We start from the raw sequence: 14,961 nt of genomic DNA, 5'->3' as shown, positions 1-14,961 counted from the left end.
AGTTCTGGGTGAAGTCAGTCAGGCACGCCCCTGATCGGTTTCAGCGCCCCGGCAAAAAGCCGGTAATTGCGCCTGACGCCCTCATCCAGGTCAAGGGCGATCCCCTGCTGCGCCAGCGGATGGAGCACGCCATCCGCCCATGCGCGCAGGGCTTCGATCCGCGCTGCTACCGCCCGGCTTTCCTTTTGCGCCCTGATGCGCTGACCGGGCGGCGTGCCTGCATCATTGGCCTGTTTGCGCAGCCGGGCCTGTTCGTGCTCCAGCCGTGCAATGAACTTGCGCAGCGACGCCAGCACGGTGGAGACGGTGTCCTGGTGGTAGCGGTGCATGTAGACCAGTGCGTTGAAGTGCCCATCGGGGCTGGAAAACATCCAGTAAACAGGGCGCTTCCTGTAGCGTTTCACATGGTCATCAAAGAAATCCCTGCTGAACCATCGGCGCAGGTCCTTGCCGAGCACGCGTTCAATGAAGGCAAGGTTTTCCTCAAACTGCGCCGCGCCAAAGCTCACGCGCAGGAATTGGCAAACGGCGGTTACGATATCATCGCCTAACCCGTCTTCCTCCAGCACGGGAATGACGTTGTCACGCACGGGGGCAAGGCGGGGGTGGGGCACGCGGGCGAAATACGCCTCAGGCCCCGCGCCCTGCCGGGCAAGGATGAGGCCGGGGGCATCAAGGCTGTAGCGCCCGAACAGGCAGCCCACGGCGTAGTGCAGCAATTCGGCCACCGTATCCGCGCGCAGGCGGGCTTCGCCATCATGCGCCCGGGGGCCGTAGCGATAGGCAGGATTGCAGGTGAGCGTGATCTCCCTGACCGGCACATCGGGTGTCAGTTCATTATGCAATCCATAGGCGTTGATGAAGAGGCGGTTATTGTCTTCCTCCAGGCGCTGCATGGTGTCCGTCATGCCCTGCCAGCGCGCGCGCAGGCGGGTATAGGCGCGGGCGAGGGTATCGCCCGGGCAGGCGGCTGAAAGCAGCGGCAGGGTGGTGAAGTCCCATGATGTTTCGTGCCCGTCCCAGTCGCATTTGCCAATCTGCACGGCGGCCTGCACGATGGCCTGTATGGCCTTGACGTCGATCTGTGCGGGCAGCGGGATGGAGGCGACGTTATTGACCTGAAAATTCAGGGTCGGATTCAGGACCTGAAGAAACAGGCTGGCCGTTTTTGCGCATAGGGCACCCGTATAGAGGCTGATCTGGTCAGGTGCGTCAGGGAACAGGGAGCAGCCTGCCATGTCAAAGATGAAACCCGGCGGTTGCTGGCGCACGCCAAAATAGGCTGATGACAGGAAAGACCAACTGACCGAGGGGCGGAAATACCGTTGCCTTGCGCGCGGATAGGCCCGGCCCGAGGCTACGATGTCGCGGCCATCATCGTGCCAGTTCACCACGTAATCCGCATTGCCGTACCATTTGCGGAATTCGCCGCCCTTGGCATAGGGGAACCATGTGCAGCCCGACTGCCGGGCTGCGGCAGGGGAGGCCGCATCCGTTCTGAGCCGGCTGCGGTCCACTTCATGCTATGCCCGGACAAAGCGTGCATTCTCGCCCGTGGTCATGCCGCATACGGCGGCGGCCGATGCCCCGACCAATGGAAAGCGGACAAAGCACTGCCTTAGGGAGTCCGATAGCCAGTACGCAATCGGCTGGCCCGGCACATGTCTGAAATCTTTCGCTGAAGCCTGATGGCGCCACCCGCATTCCGGGTGATGGATGGCCTCGCGCAACCGGGCGTTCTTTTCAGCCTCCGATGCGCCCTCGACAAGGCGGATGAACGTGCCTTCGTGCTGCGCATCACGGGTATTCCCGATCACGAATGCCGTGGTGGAAACCACGGCACCGGCGATGCTGTCAAATGCCCGCTCGCCCAGATGCGCCATGGACAGGATCGTGGTTTCGGCCAGCAGCCGGGCGCGCAGTTTTTCATAGGAGGTGAGGAACATCCATGACTGCATGGTAATCATGGCCATCAGCCCGTGCCGCACGGTCAGGCCCAGCGCGCGCTCCATGAACACGGCAAAAAGATCGGACCGGCTATGGGGATGGTTGGCCTTGATGAAGGCGGCCAGTGCCGCGTTCATGCCTTTCGCCCCCATATAGGGCGGATTGGCCACCGCGATGTGGTAGCGGGGGGCAAGTACTTCGGCCATGCGCAGCGCGGACAGGGCACGGGCCAGTACATCCGCCACGCGCGGCTCAGCACCGCCCTTATATGCCGCAAGGCGGCGGCGTGCGCCGGGCATGTCGCATTGCGCGGGCACGATCAGCGCACCCAGGTTGCGTGCCTGTTCGAACTGCCCCAGCAGTGTGCGCAGGCCGGGCGTGAACAGATCATGCCCGGCCACGGCAGCGATTTCCGTCATCTCGGCGGCCGTAAAGGCGACATTGCGCAGCACGACGATATCAGGCCGTGCCTGCAGGCGCAGGAACAACTGCCGCCCCAGACGTGCCGCCGCCTTCATCAACACGGCGAAGGCCGCGAGGGCTGCCGCCTGCGCGTCGATCTCGAGTCCGGTCAGGTTATGCGTCAGGATCAGGCCGGGGATATGCTGCGGGGCGTAGCCTGCCTCGGCATAGATTTCATACAGCAGGTCAAAGCTGTAAGTCAGCATATGGCCTGCGCCACAGGCGGGATCGCACAGGCGCAGATCCTCGGGGCGGTCCACTTGCGCGAAGTCCGCTTCAGGTGTGGTAGGCGCAATGTAATACGCCATCTTCGCCGCCAGTTTCGACTGCGGATGATTGCGCAGCCATAGCCGCCCCAGCGAATTTTCCACGAGGTAACGCACGATCCAGTGCGGGGTGAAAAGCTGCGTTGCCGCGGGAATATGCTCGGGCGCGATCCGGATGTTTTGTTTCAGCCCGGCAAAGACCGCATCTTTTTTTGCCGAGATATAGAACTGGTACAGCCACCCGATGACCTCGACATGCTGGCAGGCCGCCTCGGTCAGTACCGTGCGCAGGCGGGCAAGAAAGCCATCGGGCGCGAGCAGGTCAGCAGGCATGAGGAGATCGGTGTCATCCCCGGTCTTTGCAAACAGGAAGGGCATGCGGCCGTGCCAGTCATGGCAGGTCTGGAGTATGCGCTGCCGGCAGGCTTCCTCCTGCCCGTCATGGGCGGCTTCGTGCATGACATGCAGGGTGGTCAGGCCCGTCACATCCATGAAGCGCAGCGCCGTGAAGCGGTTGAACCAGGTGCAGGCTGCCTGTTCAATAACCGCCTCGCGGTTGCGTTCAGTGGCGGCCTTCAGCGCTGTGATCGCACCGGCGTGCGCGCCGGTTTCATCGGCAAGCACCCTGTCGAGTTGGGTCGTGACCTGATCGATCATCCACAGGCGTGAGGTCCGGGCGAAGCGTCTGAGCGCGTTGACATCCATCAGGCAAACGCCTTCCCGCCGCCGCCCGTCCCAGCCAGTAGGGTCTTTTTCATGTTATGGAGGTAGCACACCACGCCGTGTTTTCGAGGCGGGTTCTCACGAATGCAACCTGTCTTGCAGATGCTGAAATCGCATTGAAATTCGGTTTGCCAGGCAGAAGGACAGGGACGTGTTACAACCCGGTATGACAGATGCTTGACTGCTTTCTGCGCCGCCATCTGTGTTGAAACTACGGTCATGTTCTGATTATGAGTCTGGAGCCTCGGAAACGTAAGGTGTTATGAGGAAGCGATACGCCCATATATCTGAAAGACTGTTTCAAAAGTTAGCTCAGAAAACATTCAGCAATCATAAGAAAGTTTTTGGTGAAGCTTTTTTCAAAAAGCTTTGAAGTGTGCTGAATTTTTGAAAAACAAAAGAACTTAAAAACTTTTATTATTTTTTTATAAATTATTTTTTTAAACAGTATCTAAATTCAAGTAATAAGTATTTCTATAAAGTCGTGCAGACAGAAATTATACATTTACCGGCTTCGGCTTTATATGGTTACGGTAAGACCATGAAATTTTATTAAATCAATGCATTATATTGGTGCGAACTGCGGGACTCGAAAGTCAAGAATCCCGCAGTCGCCTAAATAACATGCTGATATTAAAGACTTTTATAATCCTGACGTGAAGGAAATTGTAGAAGACCTTCGTAGAAAATCAAGACCTTTCTGTCAGGAGGCTTTCTGCTTCAGTGTCTCAAAAATACTGGTCTGGCGTGTGAACTGGTTTTTCTGTTGCATAGCCTGAACACGTCTGACCAATGTGGCTAAAGAGACACCCGCAATGGAAGAGGCATGTCTGTAGCTTTTCCCTGATGCTAAAAGGTCCAGAGCATGTTGCACCTTTGCAGAACTGGCTTTGGGTCTTCCTATGGGACGACCTGTTTTCGTTCCATATTTCTGGGCATGGTCTATGCCACTTCTGATGCGTTCATTAATCGTCTCACGTTCATTTTGAGCAATGACAGACATCAGCAGATAACTGACACGGCTTGACCTGTCTGACGTATCAACCCCCTCTGTCAGACTTCTTACTGTTATTCCTTTCTGGTCAAATTCTTCCAGCAATCGTGCGAGATGGGCTGTCCTTCTTCCAAGCCTGTCCACCTTCCAGACTGTCAGAACATCCCCCTTGTTTAACAGAGACAGCAAACTGTTTAACTGTGGCCTGTCTTCTGTTGCACCGGAAATGACATCCATAAAAATTCTTTCTTTTGGAATCCCGGCTTCCAGCAATCGACTGACCTGCATATCAGTCGACTGGTCTCTGGTGCTGACACGTGCATAGCCATAAATCATTGCACACCTCCAAAGACGTGCAGGGCTGTCACTCTGTCCGCAAGGAAATAGCGGGCCAGATAATCTCCCAATGCATAATCATCAGGCAAGTAGCTCTTCAGGATAGAAGCACAGCTACAATCAAGGTCACGATTGAAATAGGACAGGTGATTTTTGCCATCTCCCTTTATGATTTCAATGTCCCTTAAAACACCTTCCAGAAAAGCCACTATGAAAACGGATAACTGGTCTTCGCCATATTTTTCAATAATCTGAGGAGCGAGCACGTCCAGAATATTCTGGATGGCATCAGAATGATATAAATCTAATAATTTATAGGCTTGTTCTTCTATCGTGCCATCAAGTGTGGTGCTTTTGGGATATGTCGGGAATTCACGCAATGCGGAAATATAGGCTTCCTGCATTGTCTTTGTAATTTTAGATGATTGCAGGAATGTCCTGAAGTCTTTCACATATCCTGGTGCGATGTCATCAAACCCCTCAACAGGTGAAAAAATATGATGGACGGTCAGGTTTTTAGTGCGGAATGTAATTTCACTCATAAAATGTCTCCTTAAATTGTTAATCAGGGATTATTTTCTAAAATACTTTTGAATATACAATATTGAATACGATTTTCCCTTTGTATTTATATAATAAGGGTTACGTATTCAAAAAGTCAAGTTTTTGAAACAGTCTATATTTAAGTATTATTGAATATATTCATCAATGTATACTATAATGATTTACGTATATACACATTGGAGGATTTTAAATCATGATTTATTATAAAAAGAAAGCACAGCAGGATGTTGGAGCAACAGCCATAGAATATGGGCTTATTGCATCGTTAGTGGCTGTTGTTGCTGTTACTGGCATGTCCGCAGTTGGCGGGAATTTATCAAACACCTATTGCACAATATCCAAACATCTTGGTGGGTCTGGAACCTGTTCAGGTGCATCTACGGGTAATGCTAATGGTGGTGGTGGTGGTGGTGGTGGTGGTGGTAGCACTAGCGTAACTGGTGGTAGCTCAAGTGTAAATAATAGTGGAGCTGGTGGAACGACAGAAAGCGCAGACTTAGATAGTCTAACAGGAAGCGCATACTTAAATGCTCTGGACAGTTCTTTGAAAGATGAATTCAATCCTATTTATTTAGATCAAAGTTTGGGAGGAACTAATGGTTTTTCAGCACAACCCTTAATTCCTAGTATCTCAATGAATTTATTGACCCAGATGACAGGTTACAATCAGTTACATCCTGATGATCAAATTAAAAACGTATTTGGCCTTTATGATGGATTAACTCAACATCCTATCACTTCTTGGTCAGAAGCTTCTCAAGTTCTAAATGATGCTATCAATAATGCTGGCTATGTAGAAAATAATATTCATACAGGAGGAAATAATGGTCGAGAATTTGAATTTACGACACAGAAGGGCCGTGTGTTTACTATCGATGGTTTATTGGGTACAATGACAGAACAACTTCAAACCGGGCAATAAAAAACCACCAGACCGTTTTAGGAGGGGGTCTGATGGTCACTTATGTCGCTACAACATAAAATTATTATTTTATATATAAATGATAATGTCAAGAAAATAATTTAAAAAAGTTCGATTTTCTTGCATATTAGCAAATACATTTATTATTATATATTTAAGGCATCATAATAATAAGGTGTTCAATATTAATATTTGGAGGATTTCATATGAAAACTTTACTTAAAACTCGCAAAAATGAAATTGGGGCAACCGCTATCGAATATGGTTTGATTGCTGCCTTAATTTCTGTTGCAATTATCACTGCTGTCACTACACTTGGTGGCAATTTAACTGATGTGTTCAATAATGTTAGTACTGCTATAGGTAAAGTAGCAACTTCTACACCAACTAATTAATCCACAGAATCAATCACAAGACTTTCAGGGAGGAACCTTTCGGGGTTCCTTTTTTTATGCGTATCTCTTTACATTTTTAATGTGCTTCCATGGTTTGCAACGTCTGAATTAGTCTGTTTCATCCATGTCATGGCTTCATTTGTATTCTGAAGAATTTTCGCATTTTCCGCGTCTATCTTCCTGTTCTTCCAGTCTGTTAATTTGTCTTCCAGATAATCCATATTTTGGGAAATCATCTGTGTCAGAATATCCTTGCCATGCAGGTTCAGGAAATCCTCAAACGTGACAGAATTCCCGTTCTGTTCGGCATGAAGCTTCTGATAATTTTTGTAGGACGATTTGTATAAAAGGTAGCTCTGAAACAGGATATCTTCCTGCTGGTCATCGCTCATCATGTTCCATGTGCTATCACTGATAGGAGCAGGAAGCCCAAAATTAATGGCAACAGGATAAACCTTCTCTCTGATGGTCACAGAACCACCAAAAAACAGGCTCAGGAACAGTTCCACCAGCAAAAGCAGAATATTGCTGTCAATGCTGTTGTTCCATTGGTCAAGCCAGTATTCCTGGTCTTTAAGGTTCTGATAGGCTCTGCGATAAAAATACCAGTCTGCTTTTTTGGCGTCTTTCAATCGGGTTTTGATGTCCCTGATATAATCCGGGGTTATCAGAACAATATGGGACAGACTGACAACATGGGTGATGTGTCTGTTCAGTGTTCCAGTGCAGACAATCTTTTTAATATCTGGCTTTGTGCTGACAGGATTTGAACCTGTTGCTGTGCGATGGTTTCGAGTAACTGCTGTATCTGGTCGATGGGTGAGGGTTTGTCTCCTGTCTGGTTGCTCATCAGGTCGAGAATGTTCTGTGTGTTCTTGTTCGCTCCATAGGCTTCCTGGTAGGTCTGCCGGTATAAAGAAATTCTCTTGGACTGTTCCGAGTTCTGGAAGTGTTCTTTCATTAATTTTTCCTTTCTTTTGAATGTCTGCATAAAATGGGAGGTCATACCCCCTGACGTAGTCCACAGCCTGTTTTGCTGTGATTTTCAGAGGTTTCCCCTCTGCTTTGGAGGCCATGTTGACCAGCCTGTTCAAAGCATGAACATTGCCCGTCTGGTCTATGACAACCGGCCCCTTATCCCCCATAGCCAGATGACAACCATGAGCCTTTAACTGCTCCTTGAGAACATCCGGGTTATAGCCCTTCCATCCCTTGAGAACGATTACAGCCAGACCAGCCTTATCAATATGGGTGCGTTCCTGTTGGGCACGTTCCTGGGGCTTCAGTTTCCCTCTGGTGCGTGTTCCTTCCAGTCCTGCATCCCTGAGTATCTGGGCTTGGGCTGTTTTCCCTTCGGCTTCCAGAGCCTTGATAACAGCATCATTATGTCTGCCGGACAGGATAGGTTCTCCTGTGCGTATTTCTGCCAGTCGGTTCAGCTTCTCACGTCTGATGAAATCATTATCCATTCGGATACAGGAACCCGATGGCAACAGAAGGGAATACACCCTGTGCTTGTGTTCCCGGCCATGCTTGACATGCACAACTTCAGTGAAGGACTGTTTCTGGAGAGAAAATTCATTTTCATAGGACTTCCAGAAATCAGCCCATTGGTCTGGTGTCCAGTCTTTCGCGGGGTCTGCATGAACATGGTGGAGAGGTTTGGAATGGCTGGCATAACGGCCAATGTGGGTCAGTTCCTTAATCTGGTCTTTCGTGCCGGTTTCAATCAACCCACGTGATGCACCAACCATGACAGCATCATTCTGACGCTTATAGTCCAGAAGGTGACGCCATAGTCCTGAGCCACCCTTGCCACGTGTAGCCCCGCTAATCATTATTTTCCTTCAAGCTTTTTGCGGAGCTTGTCCAGATTACGCACAGCATCACGCACATCCGGGATAAGGGATTCTGCTTCAGCATGAGCCATGACATGACCCTCCTGACGGGATTTGATGGCATATTGCACCAATGCTCCACATAGTTCAGCCGTGCTTTCCCTGAGCCTGTAAAGCTCCTTGATGTATTCCGGCTTGGGGGGAGCAAAGGCTTTAACGCTCTGCTTTGGAGGCAATGGGTAGGATAATGTGTCAGCCATCGTGCGACGAACAAGACTGTTTGCAGTCACATCCTGCTGTCTGGCCTGTTCTGTTATCCTGCCATACAGGTCATCATCCAAACGGACTAAAAGGGAATGGTTCAGTTTTCTTTTTTCACTCATGAAATGGGTCTCCTGCTTAAATGGGGGTCAACGGGGGAAAAGCATTTTCCCCCTTGCCAGATTACCGAGTGGAGCAACGCGGATACTCGGTATGCCTGGCTATAATCAAAAGATAACAAAAAGGATGGCAAACAAGATGAGAAAACGTAAGCAGGGATAAAAAGGTATTTTACGGGTATAATGCAGGTGCTTTACATAAAATGTGTTACAAGCGCGAACGCTTAAACATAAATCTATGTTGATGTGATTTTATAAAAATAGGTCAGTAGTCAACATAAAACCCTGTTGACTATGAAGGGGAAAACATAAGGAATGGTCAAGCGGGAACGCTGTTGACTGTTTCCTGATTTTTCTGTTGGCGTGACTTCCTGCGAACAACCTTGCTGACAGCCTCCTTGAACGCATAGGCGTGTTTTTTAAGTTCCGCGAGGTCTTCAGGATTGTCCTGGATAACATCCAGCAGGGTTTCAAGGTCTTTAAAGATAGCGGGAAGAGTCGTTATCTGTCTTCTGAGACGTTCCCTGTTCACGGCTTCACTGGTGACACGCCACCATTCCAGAACCTCAGCCTTTTCCTGTTTGGTGCATTTATCCAGAATGTCACCGGAAACCATGGAAAAATAGCAGGGAAAAGAGCCAAGGGTTTCCTTGATGGCTCGCTTCTTTTCAGTGCTGTAAGTCCAACGACTGATTTCCCATTTGGGTGTGCCTTTGTTGTCTAATAATCGAAATTGCATATTTAAATCTCCTTATAAAATGTCTGAAAACTCCTTGTGAATTTTGTCTGTTTGAATGGTTGGGGGTAAGAAAATTAGCGTTTCTTTTTCTTGATTTCCACGACAACAGGGGCTTTCCTGTGTGGAGCCTTGGGGAGTGTCAAAGTCCTGCGTTCCGGTTTCTGAGCATCAGTCTGCTGTGTTTTCTGCTCCTGAGCCTTGGCTTTCTCTTTTCTGCGCTTTTTGTTTTCCATGGACTGAGCAGAAAATATGCCCCCATCCGGGAAAATATTGAACAGCCATTGCTTGTCCGTGCCATCCAGATTGGCTTTGTAAAAAGTCAGTTTGTCATTGCCTACATAGCAATACATCTGCTTCCCATCATCCAACGTGACGCAAAAGGTCTTGTCAGACTTGCCTCCCTCTGGTGTTGCTTCAAAAAACGCATTACCTTCATTCAGCACCTTTCGTTCCTGAAAATTAAGCAGACCAAATGATGTGAATAATGCTTTTTTGGCTTTTGCCATAATAGTCCTCCTTTAAATTATGTTGCTGTATTTTTAAATATTAACATAATATTAAACATAAATACAAGTATAATTTAATCTATATTTATAAATATCGTATTTTATTATTAATGTTGAATGGTTGTTATGTTTTTTATGGAATGGTCAACAGGATTTTGTGTTGACTATGAAAGGAAAAAACAGTGTGTCATTCAACATAAAATACTGTTGATGAATGGGTAGAAAAAGGAAAAACATCCCAAAAACCAGAGAAAACCAAGGTTCTGGTATAATCCCGGTATATCCATCACGCGGGATAGTATGAAAAACATGGAATAAGACACATGGAGCAACGAAAAACCTTTAAGGGGTAGGATTATATGTCTGATGGGTCAAACGGTCATAACGTGGCAATTCTGCGCGTTTACCATTGAATGTGCGATTATATGGAGGGACAGACCAGTATCACAAAAAAGCCAAATCGATACTTTGGTCAAAAAATCGAAAAAATCCCCCCAGACCCCCCGGTCACATAGTGACCCAAGATTATACTTACTCTGCTACCGCCAAGGGCTTCACTTCGTTCATTGCCCTATTTCTTCTTTTCAAGCGTGAGACTGTTTTTTGTTGTCTGTTCCATTTTGTCGCTCCGCAATGCTACGCTTTCGATTTATTGGTTTCTTTCAGTATTTTTCTGGTAGTCTCCTGTAATATTAAACCCTATTTTTAAGATTTAATTAATCTCAGGGCTACGCAGATTATATGTAGGGACAGACCCAGTCTAATTTATTACGAAATAAATCGGGTTTAAATTAACCCGTTCTTTTTTCTATTAAAATAAGTTGCACGGCTTATTCCCATGGCTTCCCAGGGCTTTTGCCCTTCCTGGCTGTTTGCTTTTGTTTCTGCGAGCCATTCGACACGTTCCACAGTTCCGGCTTCGCGTCTCTTTTGCATGGTGTTTTCCCTGTCTCTCCTGCGTTTCTCGTCCTTGTCGATTAACACCTTGAGATTGAAATTTCGCATGTCATCAGACGTGATGCCAAGCCTGTCGATGATAGTCTGTGTTTTGTAGCGATAAGCTCCTTTACGATGAAGTCCGGCTTCCTCGTTCCTTTTACGTTCTTCTTCCGTCATATTGGCAACCTGCTTCGCTTTCTTGAGCAGAGAGGAAGAATGAGCCAGCAGGTTCCTTTTGTCATTCACATAGGAAGCAGGAAGGATAAGACCAGCCCATGTTTTGATTTCCGGCCATAGCTGTTGGGATGGGATGATATTACCAAGCATGGACGCCCCGATATGGGCATACATGTCAGGGCCAGCCACATGCCCGGATTCCTCACAATAGGGAATGACGTCCCCATATTTTTTGTCAGCAATGGTTCTGATGTCCTCAACAACACGCCAGCACCAGTCAAACCTGTTGAATGCCTTGCGGTTGCCAGCCTTGAGCCTTTCCCTGGCTTTCTCACGTGCCAGATGGATGACCTGTCCCTTGGCTTCATAGCGTTCCTTCTGGGCTTCTCTCCATTCGCGTATCTGCTCAAGGGAATAGGGCAGAACCTCGTCTGCAAAATCATCAAAGACATAGGTGATGGCATGACCATCCCTGTCAGTCTGGTGCAACAGTTCTACAGGCTGGTTGTTCTTGCTGTTCAGGGTTCCCACAACACGCAGGATTCTGGATACGTCCACACAGGCCGGGTCAGCACCAAGTGGGGCAAACAGGGACACAAGCTGTTTGTTGAGGGCTACAGCACGTCCTACAGCCTCTCTTGGGATAGGTGAGGCCCAATACCATTTCAGATAAATGCCACGCCCGGATGAGATAATGGCTGAAGGAACAGGAATAAGATTGTCATCACAATAGGAGAGGATGCTTTGCACCTTCTGCTGTCTGGTCATCCAGTCGGGAAAGAATTCTGTCTTGTAGCAGTCGATATCCACATAGGCGTGTGTCATGGTTTCTATGAACAGGGCACGTCTGCATGGTCTGGAAAAGAAGCCCTGAGCCATGTAGGTATCTCTGTTATTGGCAATATTGGACAGGACAAACTCAAGCTGATCCAGCTTGTAGGCTTTCTGGGTCATATGCCCATTATTGATACGATTGAGAGTAAAGAAGGCTTGCCCGTTATAGGGTAATATTCTGTCTTCACTTGGGTCTGTATAAATGTCTTTCTTTAAAATTGCGCCCATAAAATTTTTCTCCTTAATTATGATGGAGAAAAATTACCAAAAACAACATTTTTTACTTGACTAATTCATTTAAATATTACATAATCAACTTAATAAAACGTAGTAAGTGTTTTTGGGGGGCTTCCTCCATCGTGGTTATGAAAGTCAGATGTTATTGCATCTGGCTTTTTTCTTATTAAAGCATTGAAAATGGATTTATTCAAGTAAAATATAATCTGTAGTTATTTTTTGAATGCATATCCCTGTTTTACTTGATATTATACTCAATAATGCACATAATAAAATTATCGCGAAAGTGGTAATCCTGATGGAGTATTCACCATTGGGCTTACAGGAGCCAGATATTCACGTATCTGGTTTTTTTGTCGGGGTTTCCTGTCAAACTGCTTGTTGAGCCATTCCTTGCAACATCCAGTATTCCTTGCCTGTGTTCCTGTCATACTGGTTGGACAGGGCTGTTTAACAGGGAAGGAAACATATGGAAGACAACACGAAAACATGGGGTATCAGGGGGATTTCTGCTGATGTCCGGCAAGCTGTGATTACCCAGAGCCAGAAGCAGGGCATGAAAGCCGGAGAATGGCTGACAGTGGCTATTCTGGAAAAAATCAGACAGGACAGAAACGTAGGGAAAGCCCTGGTGGCTACCAACGGGAAACCTGCTGTCAGTGCAGAGGATGCCTCTGCTGTTCTGGCTTTGCTGGAACGTCTTCAGGGTATGGGAATTGAACCTCCTGACAGAATGAAGAAGAAAGTCCTCACTCTTGTCAGAAGGTGCATGATGCTCACGAAGGCGTGATGTAATGGCGCATACCAGAAACATGGTGTTTTGATAAGCCATTTTTATGATGAAGATATTGAATCTAGTTTAATGATAGGTCCTAGTTAGCGGAATAACTTCCTGATATCATTGATACAGTTTTCATTGTATCTGGGAGTTTTTCAATAATGGATATTGAAGAATATTTAAAAAAAGTTGGAGAAAAAAGCAAAGTTAAAAATATTTTGCTTAGAGAGTTATGGGGAGAACCCTTGGATAATAATTTCCCGAAAGCTTGGGTAAAATCCAAACATTTGTTAGATGTTACAGGACAAAAATATTTTGACAGACGTTTGAGAGAGTTACGTGATGAAAAAGGTTGTGATTTAGAAGCTTCTATGAAGGAGGGGTTCCCTGTTTGGAGGCTGATTTCAGATATAATTAAGGAAGGAAATGTCAGAACTTATTTATCAGAAAAAGAAAAAATAGATATTTTTACTAAAGCAAATTATGGTTGTGCTATATGTAAAAAACATGTTCTGCCAGGGACAAGAGGACTTCAGGCCGACCATAAAATTCCCCTTATACGGGGAGGGACCAATGACCTTGGTAATTGGCAGGCTCTTTGTCATAACTGTAATGTTGTTAAACGTAGACAGTGTATGAACTGTTCAGATGATTGTCTTTCTTGCTATTGGGCTTTTCCAGAAAAAACAAACAATAAGATTATGGTTTTCTTGGATGATGATGATGCCGATAGAGTGGAAATCATAGAAAGAGAAACTGGGGATAAAATAGAAAATATTTTAAAAAGATATATTCACGGATATGGTAAAAAATAAATTCTTTTACAGTGCATTGGTTTTTTAGGCCAATGCACTTAATGCTTTTTAAACAGTTGTTTTGTTATAGCGTTTTTTTGGCAATGATATTTTTGCAGTTTCCTCGATCGCTTTTTTTATCTGTGATGCAACCGCACAGGCTACAGGGGGAGGGAAAGCATTTGCTACCTGTCGATATGAAGTTGTTTTGCGTCCATAAATCTGCCACGTATCAGGGAAGCCCTGCAAACGAGCCGCCATACGAACAGTTAATCTTGGATGACCAACAAACCCAGGTTCTGGAGCAGTTTCAGCAATAGATTTTGCATTCACTCCTAAAGCTTCCCATGCTCGTTTTGCGCGTGTTGGCCCAAGGTCAGGACCCCCATGCTTTTTAGAGCCTCCTACCAATGTTGGAGCAATATCGTCACATTGTTGGGCCCATTGTTCTGCGAGTTCCCACCCATTTGCACTCATTAAGTCTAATAAGCTATCACCAACTGTAGAGGCAGAGGATGGGTTGGGGGTCGGCCACTCAAAGAAGTCCATTGTTTGAGTTGGAAGAGCTACAAAAATCACTCTTGGGCGCAGTTGAGGAACTCCAAAGTCACATGCATTCAAGAGACGCCATTGCACATCATAACCGAGTTTTCGTAGTTTCTTTCTGAGGTCGGTCCTAACTTCTTCGAAACGAGGAGATAGAATACCTTTTACGTTTTCTATCATTACGCCTCTTGGGCGAGTTTCATCAATGACACGTAGGCCATGGCCAAAAAGGTCTCGTTCATCTTGAGGACCTAGTTGTTTCCCTGCAATAGAGTATGGGGGGCAAGGTAATCCTCCCGTTACCAAATCTACTCCTTTCCATGGAGTGCCAGAGAAAGTGGTAAGGTCAGCATTATGGATGGTCCATTTAGGACGATTCAAGCGAAGAGTAGCACATGCATCTGCATCAATTTCCATAAGACCAGAGTGCTCAATGCCAGCCCTTTCTAAACCAAGGGCTTGTCCTCCGGCTCCAGCGCAGAGTTCAAGCGATGTGATAGCCATGGAAATCCTCGTACACTTTTTGTTCTGGTTCCATTTTAACTAAATTAAGTGCTGGTGGCGAGTGAAAAATATAGGAAATT

The 14,961-nt window shown here is 46.9% G+C and carries 12 protein-coding genes and 1 pseudogene; 4 read left to right on the top strand and 9 right to left on the bottom strand.

All coding sequences use genetic code 11. From position 1 onward, the window contains the following. Positions 1-14 precede the first annotated feature (14 nt). The 3 genes and pseudogenes from pglX to GXY01S_RS08005 all read right to left on the bottom strand — a co-directional run bounded on the left by pglX (position 15) and on the right by GXY01S_RS08005 (position 5,270). Positions 15-3,134, bottom strand: a pseudogene (pglX, locus tag GXY01S_RS18900) (BREX-1 system adenine-specific DNA-methyltransferase PglX). Between the two features lie 967 nt (positions 3,135-4,101). After that, the gene (locus GXY01S_RS17060) at positions 4,102-4,728 is read right to left on the bottom strand and encodes a recombinase family protein (protein ID WP_082770784.1); all 627 of its coding nucleotides are present in this window, start codon (positions 4,726-4,728) and stop codon (positions 4,102-4,104) included. Further along, positions 4,725-5,270, bottom strand: a complete 546-nt coding sequence (locus tag GXY01S_RS08005; protein WP_061273897.1) for a hypothetical protein — start codon at positions 5,268-5,270, stop codon at positions 4,725-4,727. The genes GXY01S_RS17060 and GXY01S_RS08005 overlap by 4 nt, the downstream gene beginning before the upstream one ends. A 215-nt stretch (positions 5,271-5,485) precedes the next feature. Between GXY01S_RS08005 and GXY01S_RS17055 the strand changes: the two genes are divergently transcribed. Both GXY01S_RS17055 and GXY01S_RS17050 read left to right on the top strand, forming a co-directional pair. After that, entirely contained in the window at positions 5,486-6,214 is a 729-nt protein-coding gene (locus tag GXY01S_RS17055) for a Flp family type IVb pilin (protein ID WP_082770783.1), read from the top strand. 206 nt (positions 6,215-6,420) lie between these two features. Continuing rightward, positions 6,421-6,609: a Flp family type IVb pilin gene (locus tag GXY01S_RS17050; RefSeq protein WP_082770782.1), complete on the top strand. Its 189-nt coding sequence runs from the start codon at positions 6,421-6,423 to the stop codon at positions 6,607-6,609. Positions 6,610-6,677: 68 nt separating this feature from the next. On the opposite strand, the gene GXY01S_RS18055 is transcribed toward GXY01S_RS17050, so the two are convergent. The 5 genes from GXY01S_RS18055 to GXY01S_RS07970 form a co-directional block, all read right to left on the bottom strand. Further along, a complete protein-coding gene (locus tag GXY01S_RS18055; protein WP_146222744.1) occupies positions 6,678-8,447 on the bottom strand; it encodes a hypothetical protein in 1,770 nt (589 codons plus the stop codon). Next, on the bottom strand, positions 8,447-8,830 hold the full coding sequence (locus tag GXY01S_RS07985) for a hypothetical protein (protein ID WP_061273889.1): 384 nt from the start codon (positions 8,828-8,830) through the stop codon (positions 8,447-8,449). The genes GXY01S_RS18055 and GXY01S_RS07985 overlap by 1 nt, the downstream gene beginning before the upstream one ends. Positions 8,831-9,146: 316 nt before the next feature. Further along, a complete protein-coding gene (locus tag GXY01S_RS07980) occupies positions 9,147-9,566 on the bottom strand; it encodes a hypothetical protein (protein ID WP_061273887.1) in 420 nt (139 codons plus the stop codon). Between the two features lie 74 nt (positions 9,567-9,640). Beyond that, positions 9,641-10,072 carry a hypothetical protein gene (locus GXY01S_RS07975; RefSeq protein WP_061273885.1) on the bottom strand — a complete coding sequence of 144 codons (432 nt, stop codon included), beginning with the start codon at positions 10,070-10,072 and terminating at the stop codon, positions 9,641-9,643. A gap of 786 nt (positions 10,073-10,858) precedes the next feature. After that, positions 10,859-12,250, bottom strand: coding sequence for a hypothetical protein (locus GXY01S_RS07970; protein ID WP_061273883.1), 1,392 nt, complete (start codon positions 12,248-12,250; stop codon positions 10,859-10,861). A 478-nt stretch (positions 12,251-12,728) separates the two neighbouring features. Between GXY01S_RS07970 and GXY01S_RS07965 the strand changes: the two genes are divergently transcribed. Together GXY01S_RS07965 and GXY01S_RS17045 are read left to right on the top strand one after the other, a co-directional pair. After that, the gene (locus GXY01S_RS07965; protein ID WP_061273881.1) at positions 12,729-13,049 is read left to right on the top strand and encodes a hypothetical protein; all 321 of its coding nucleotides are present in this window, start codon (positions 12,729-12,731) and stop codon (positions 13,047-13,049) included. A 149-nt stretch (positions 13,050-13,198) separates the two neighbouring features. Beyond that, the gene (locus GXY01S_RS17045) at positions 13,199-13,852 is read left to right on the top strand and encodes an HNH endonuclease (protein ID WP_082770781.1); all 654 of its coding nucleotides are present in this window, start codon (positions 13,199-13,201) and stop codon (positions 13,850-13,852) included. Between the two features lie 48 nt (positions 13,853-13,900). Here GXY01S_RS17045 and GXY01S_RS17040 read toward each other — a convergent pair whose 3' ends face one another. After that, positions 13,901-14,881, bottom strand: a complete 981-nt coding sequence (locus GXY01S_RS17040; RefSeq protein WP_082770780.1) for a DNA cytosine methyltransferase — start codon at positions 14,879-14,881, stop codon at positions 13,901-13,903. Between the last annotated feature and the right edge of the window lie 80 nt (positions 14,882-14,961).

Source organism: Komagataeibacter xylinus NBRC 15237, from assembly GCF_001571345.1.
In the GTDB taxonomy this organism is placed as follows: domain Bacteria; phylum Pseudomonadota; class Alphaproteobacteria; order Acetobacterales; family Acetobacteraceae; genus Komagataeibacter; species Komagataeibacter xylinus.
Note: the sequence above shows the minus strand (reverse complement) of the source record. Positions and strands in the feature narration are given on the sequence as shown.

Coding starts and splice junctions, on each gene's coding strand:
- GXY01S_RS17060 (WP_082770784.1), bottom strand. CDS start 4,728: ATGATTTATGGCTATGCACGTGTCAGCACCAGAGACCAGTCGACTGAT.
- GXY01S_RS08005 (WP_061273897.1), bottom strand. CDS start 5,270: ATGAGTGAAATTACATTCCGCACTAAAAACCTGACCGTCCATCATATT.
- GXY01S_RS17055 (WP_082770783.1), top strand. CDS start 5,486: ATGATTTATTATAAAAAGAAAGCACAGCAGGATGTTGGAGCAACAGCC.
- GXY01S_RS17050 (WP_082770782.1), top strand. CDS start 6,421: ATGAAAACTTTACTTAAAACTCGCAAAAATGAAATTGGGGCAACCGCT.
- GXY01S_RS18055 (WP_146222744.1), bottom strand. CDS start 8,447: ATGATTAGCGGGGCTACACGTGGCAAGGGTGGCTCAGGACTATGGCGT.
- GXY01S_RS07985 (WP_061273889.1), bottom strand. CDS start 8,830: ATGAGTGAAAAAAGAAAACTGAACCATTCCCTTTTAGTCCGTTTGGAT.
- GXY01S_RS07980 (WP_061273887.1), bottom strand. CDS start 9,566: ATGCAATTTCGATTATTAGACAACAAAGGCACACCCAAATGGGAAATC.
- GXY01S_RS07975 (WP_061273885.1), bottom strand. CDS start 10,072: ATGGCAAAAGCCAAAAAAGCATTATTCACATCATTTGGTCTGCTTAAT.
- GXY01S_RS07970 (WP_061273883.1), bottom strand. CDS start 12,250: ATGGGCGCAATTTTAAAGAAAGACATTTATACAGACCCAAGTGAAGAC.
- GXY01S_RS07965 (WP_061273881.1), top strand. CDS start 12,729: ATGGAAGACAACACGAAAACATGGGGTATCAGGGGGATTTCTGCTGAT.
- GXY01S_RS17045 (WP_082770781.1), top strand. CDS start 13,199: ATGGATATTGAAGAATATTTAAAAAAAGTTGGAGAAAAAAGCAAAGTT.
- GXY01S_RS17040 (WP_082770780.1), bottom strand. CDS start 14,881: ATGGCTATCACATCGCTTGAACTCTGCGCTGGAGCCGGAGGACAAGCC.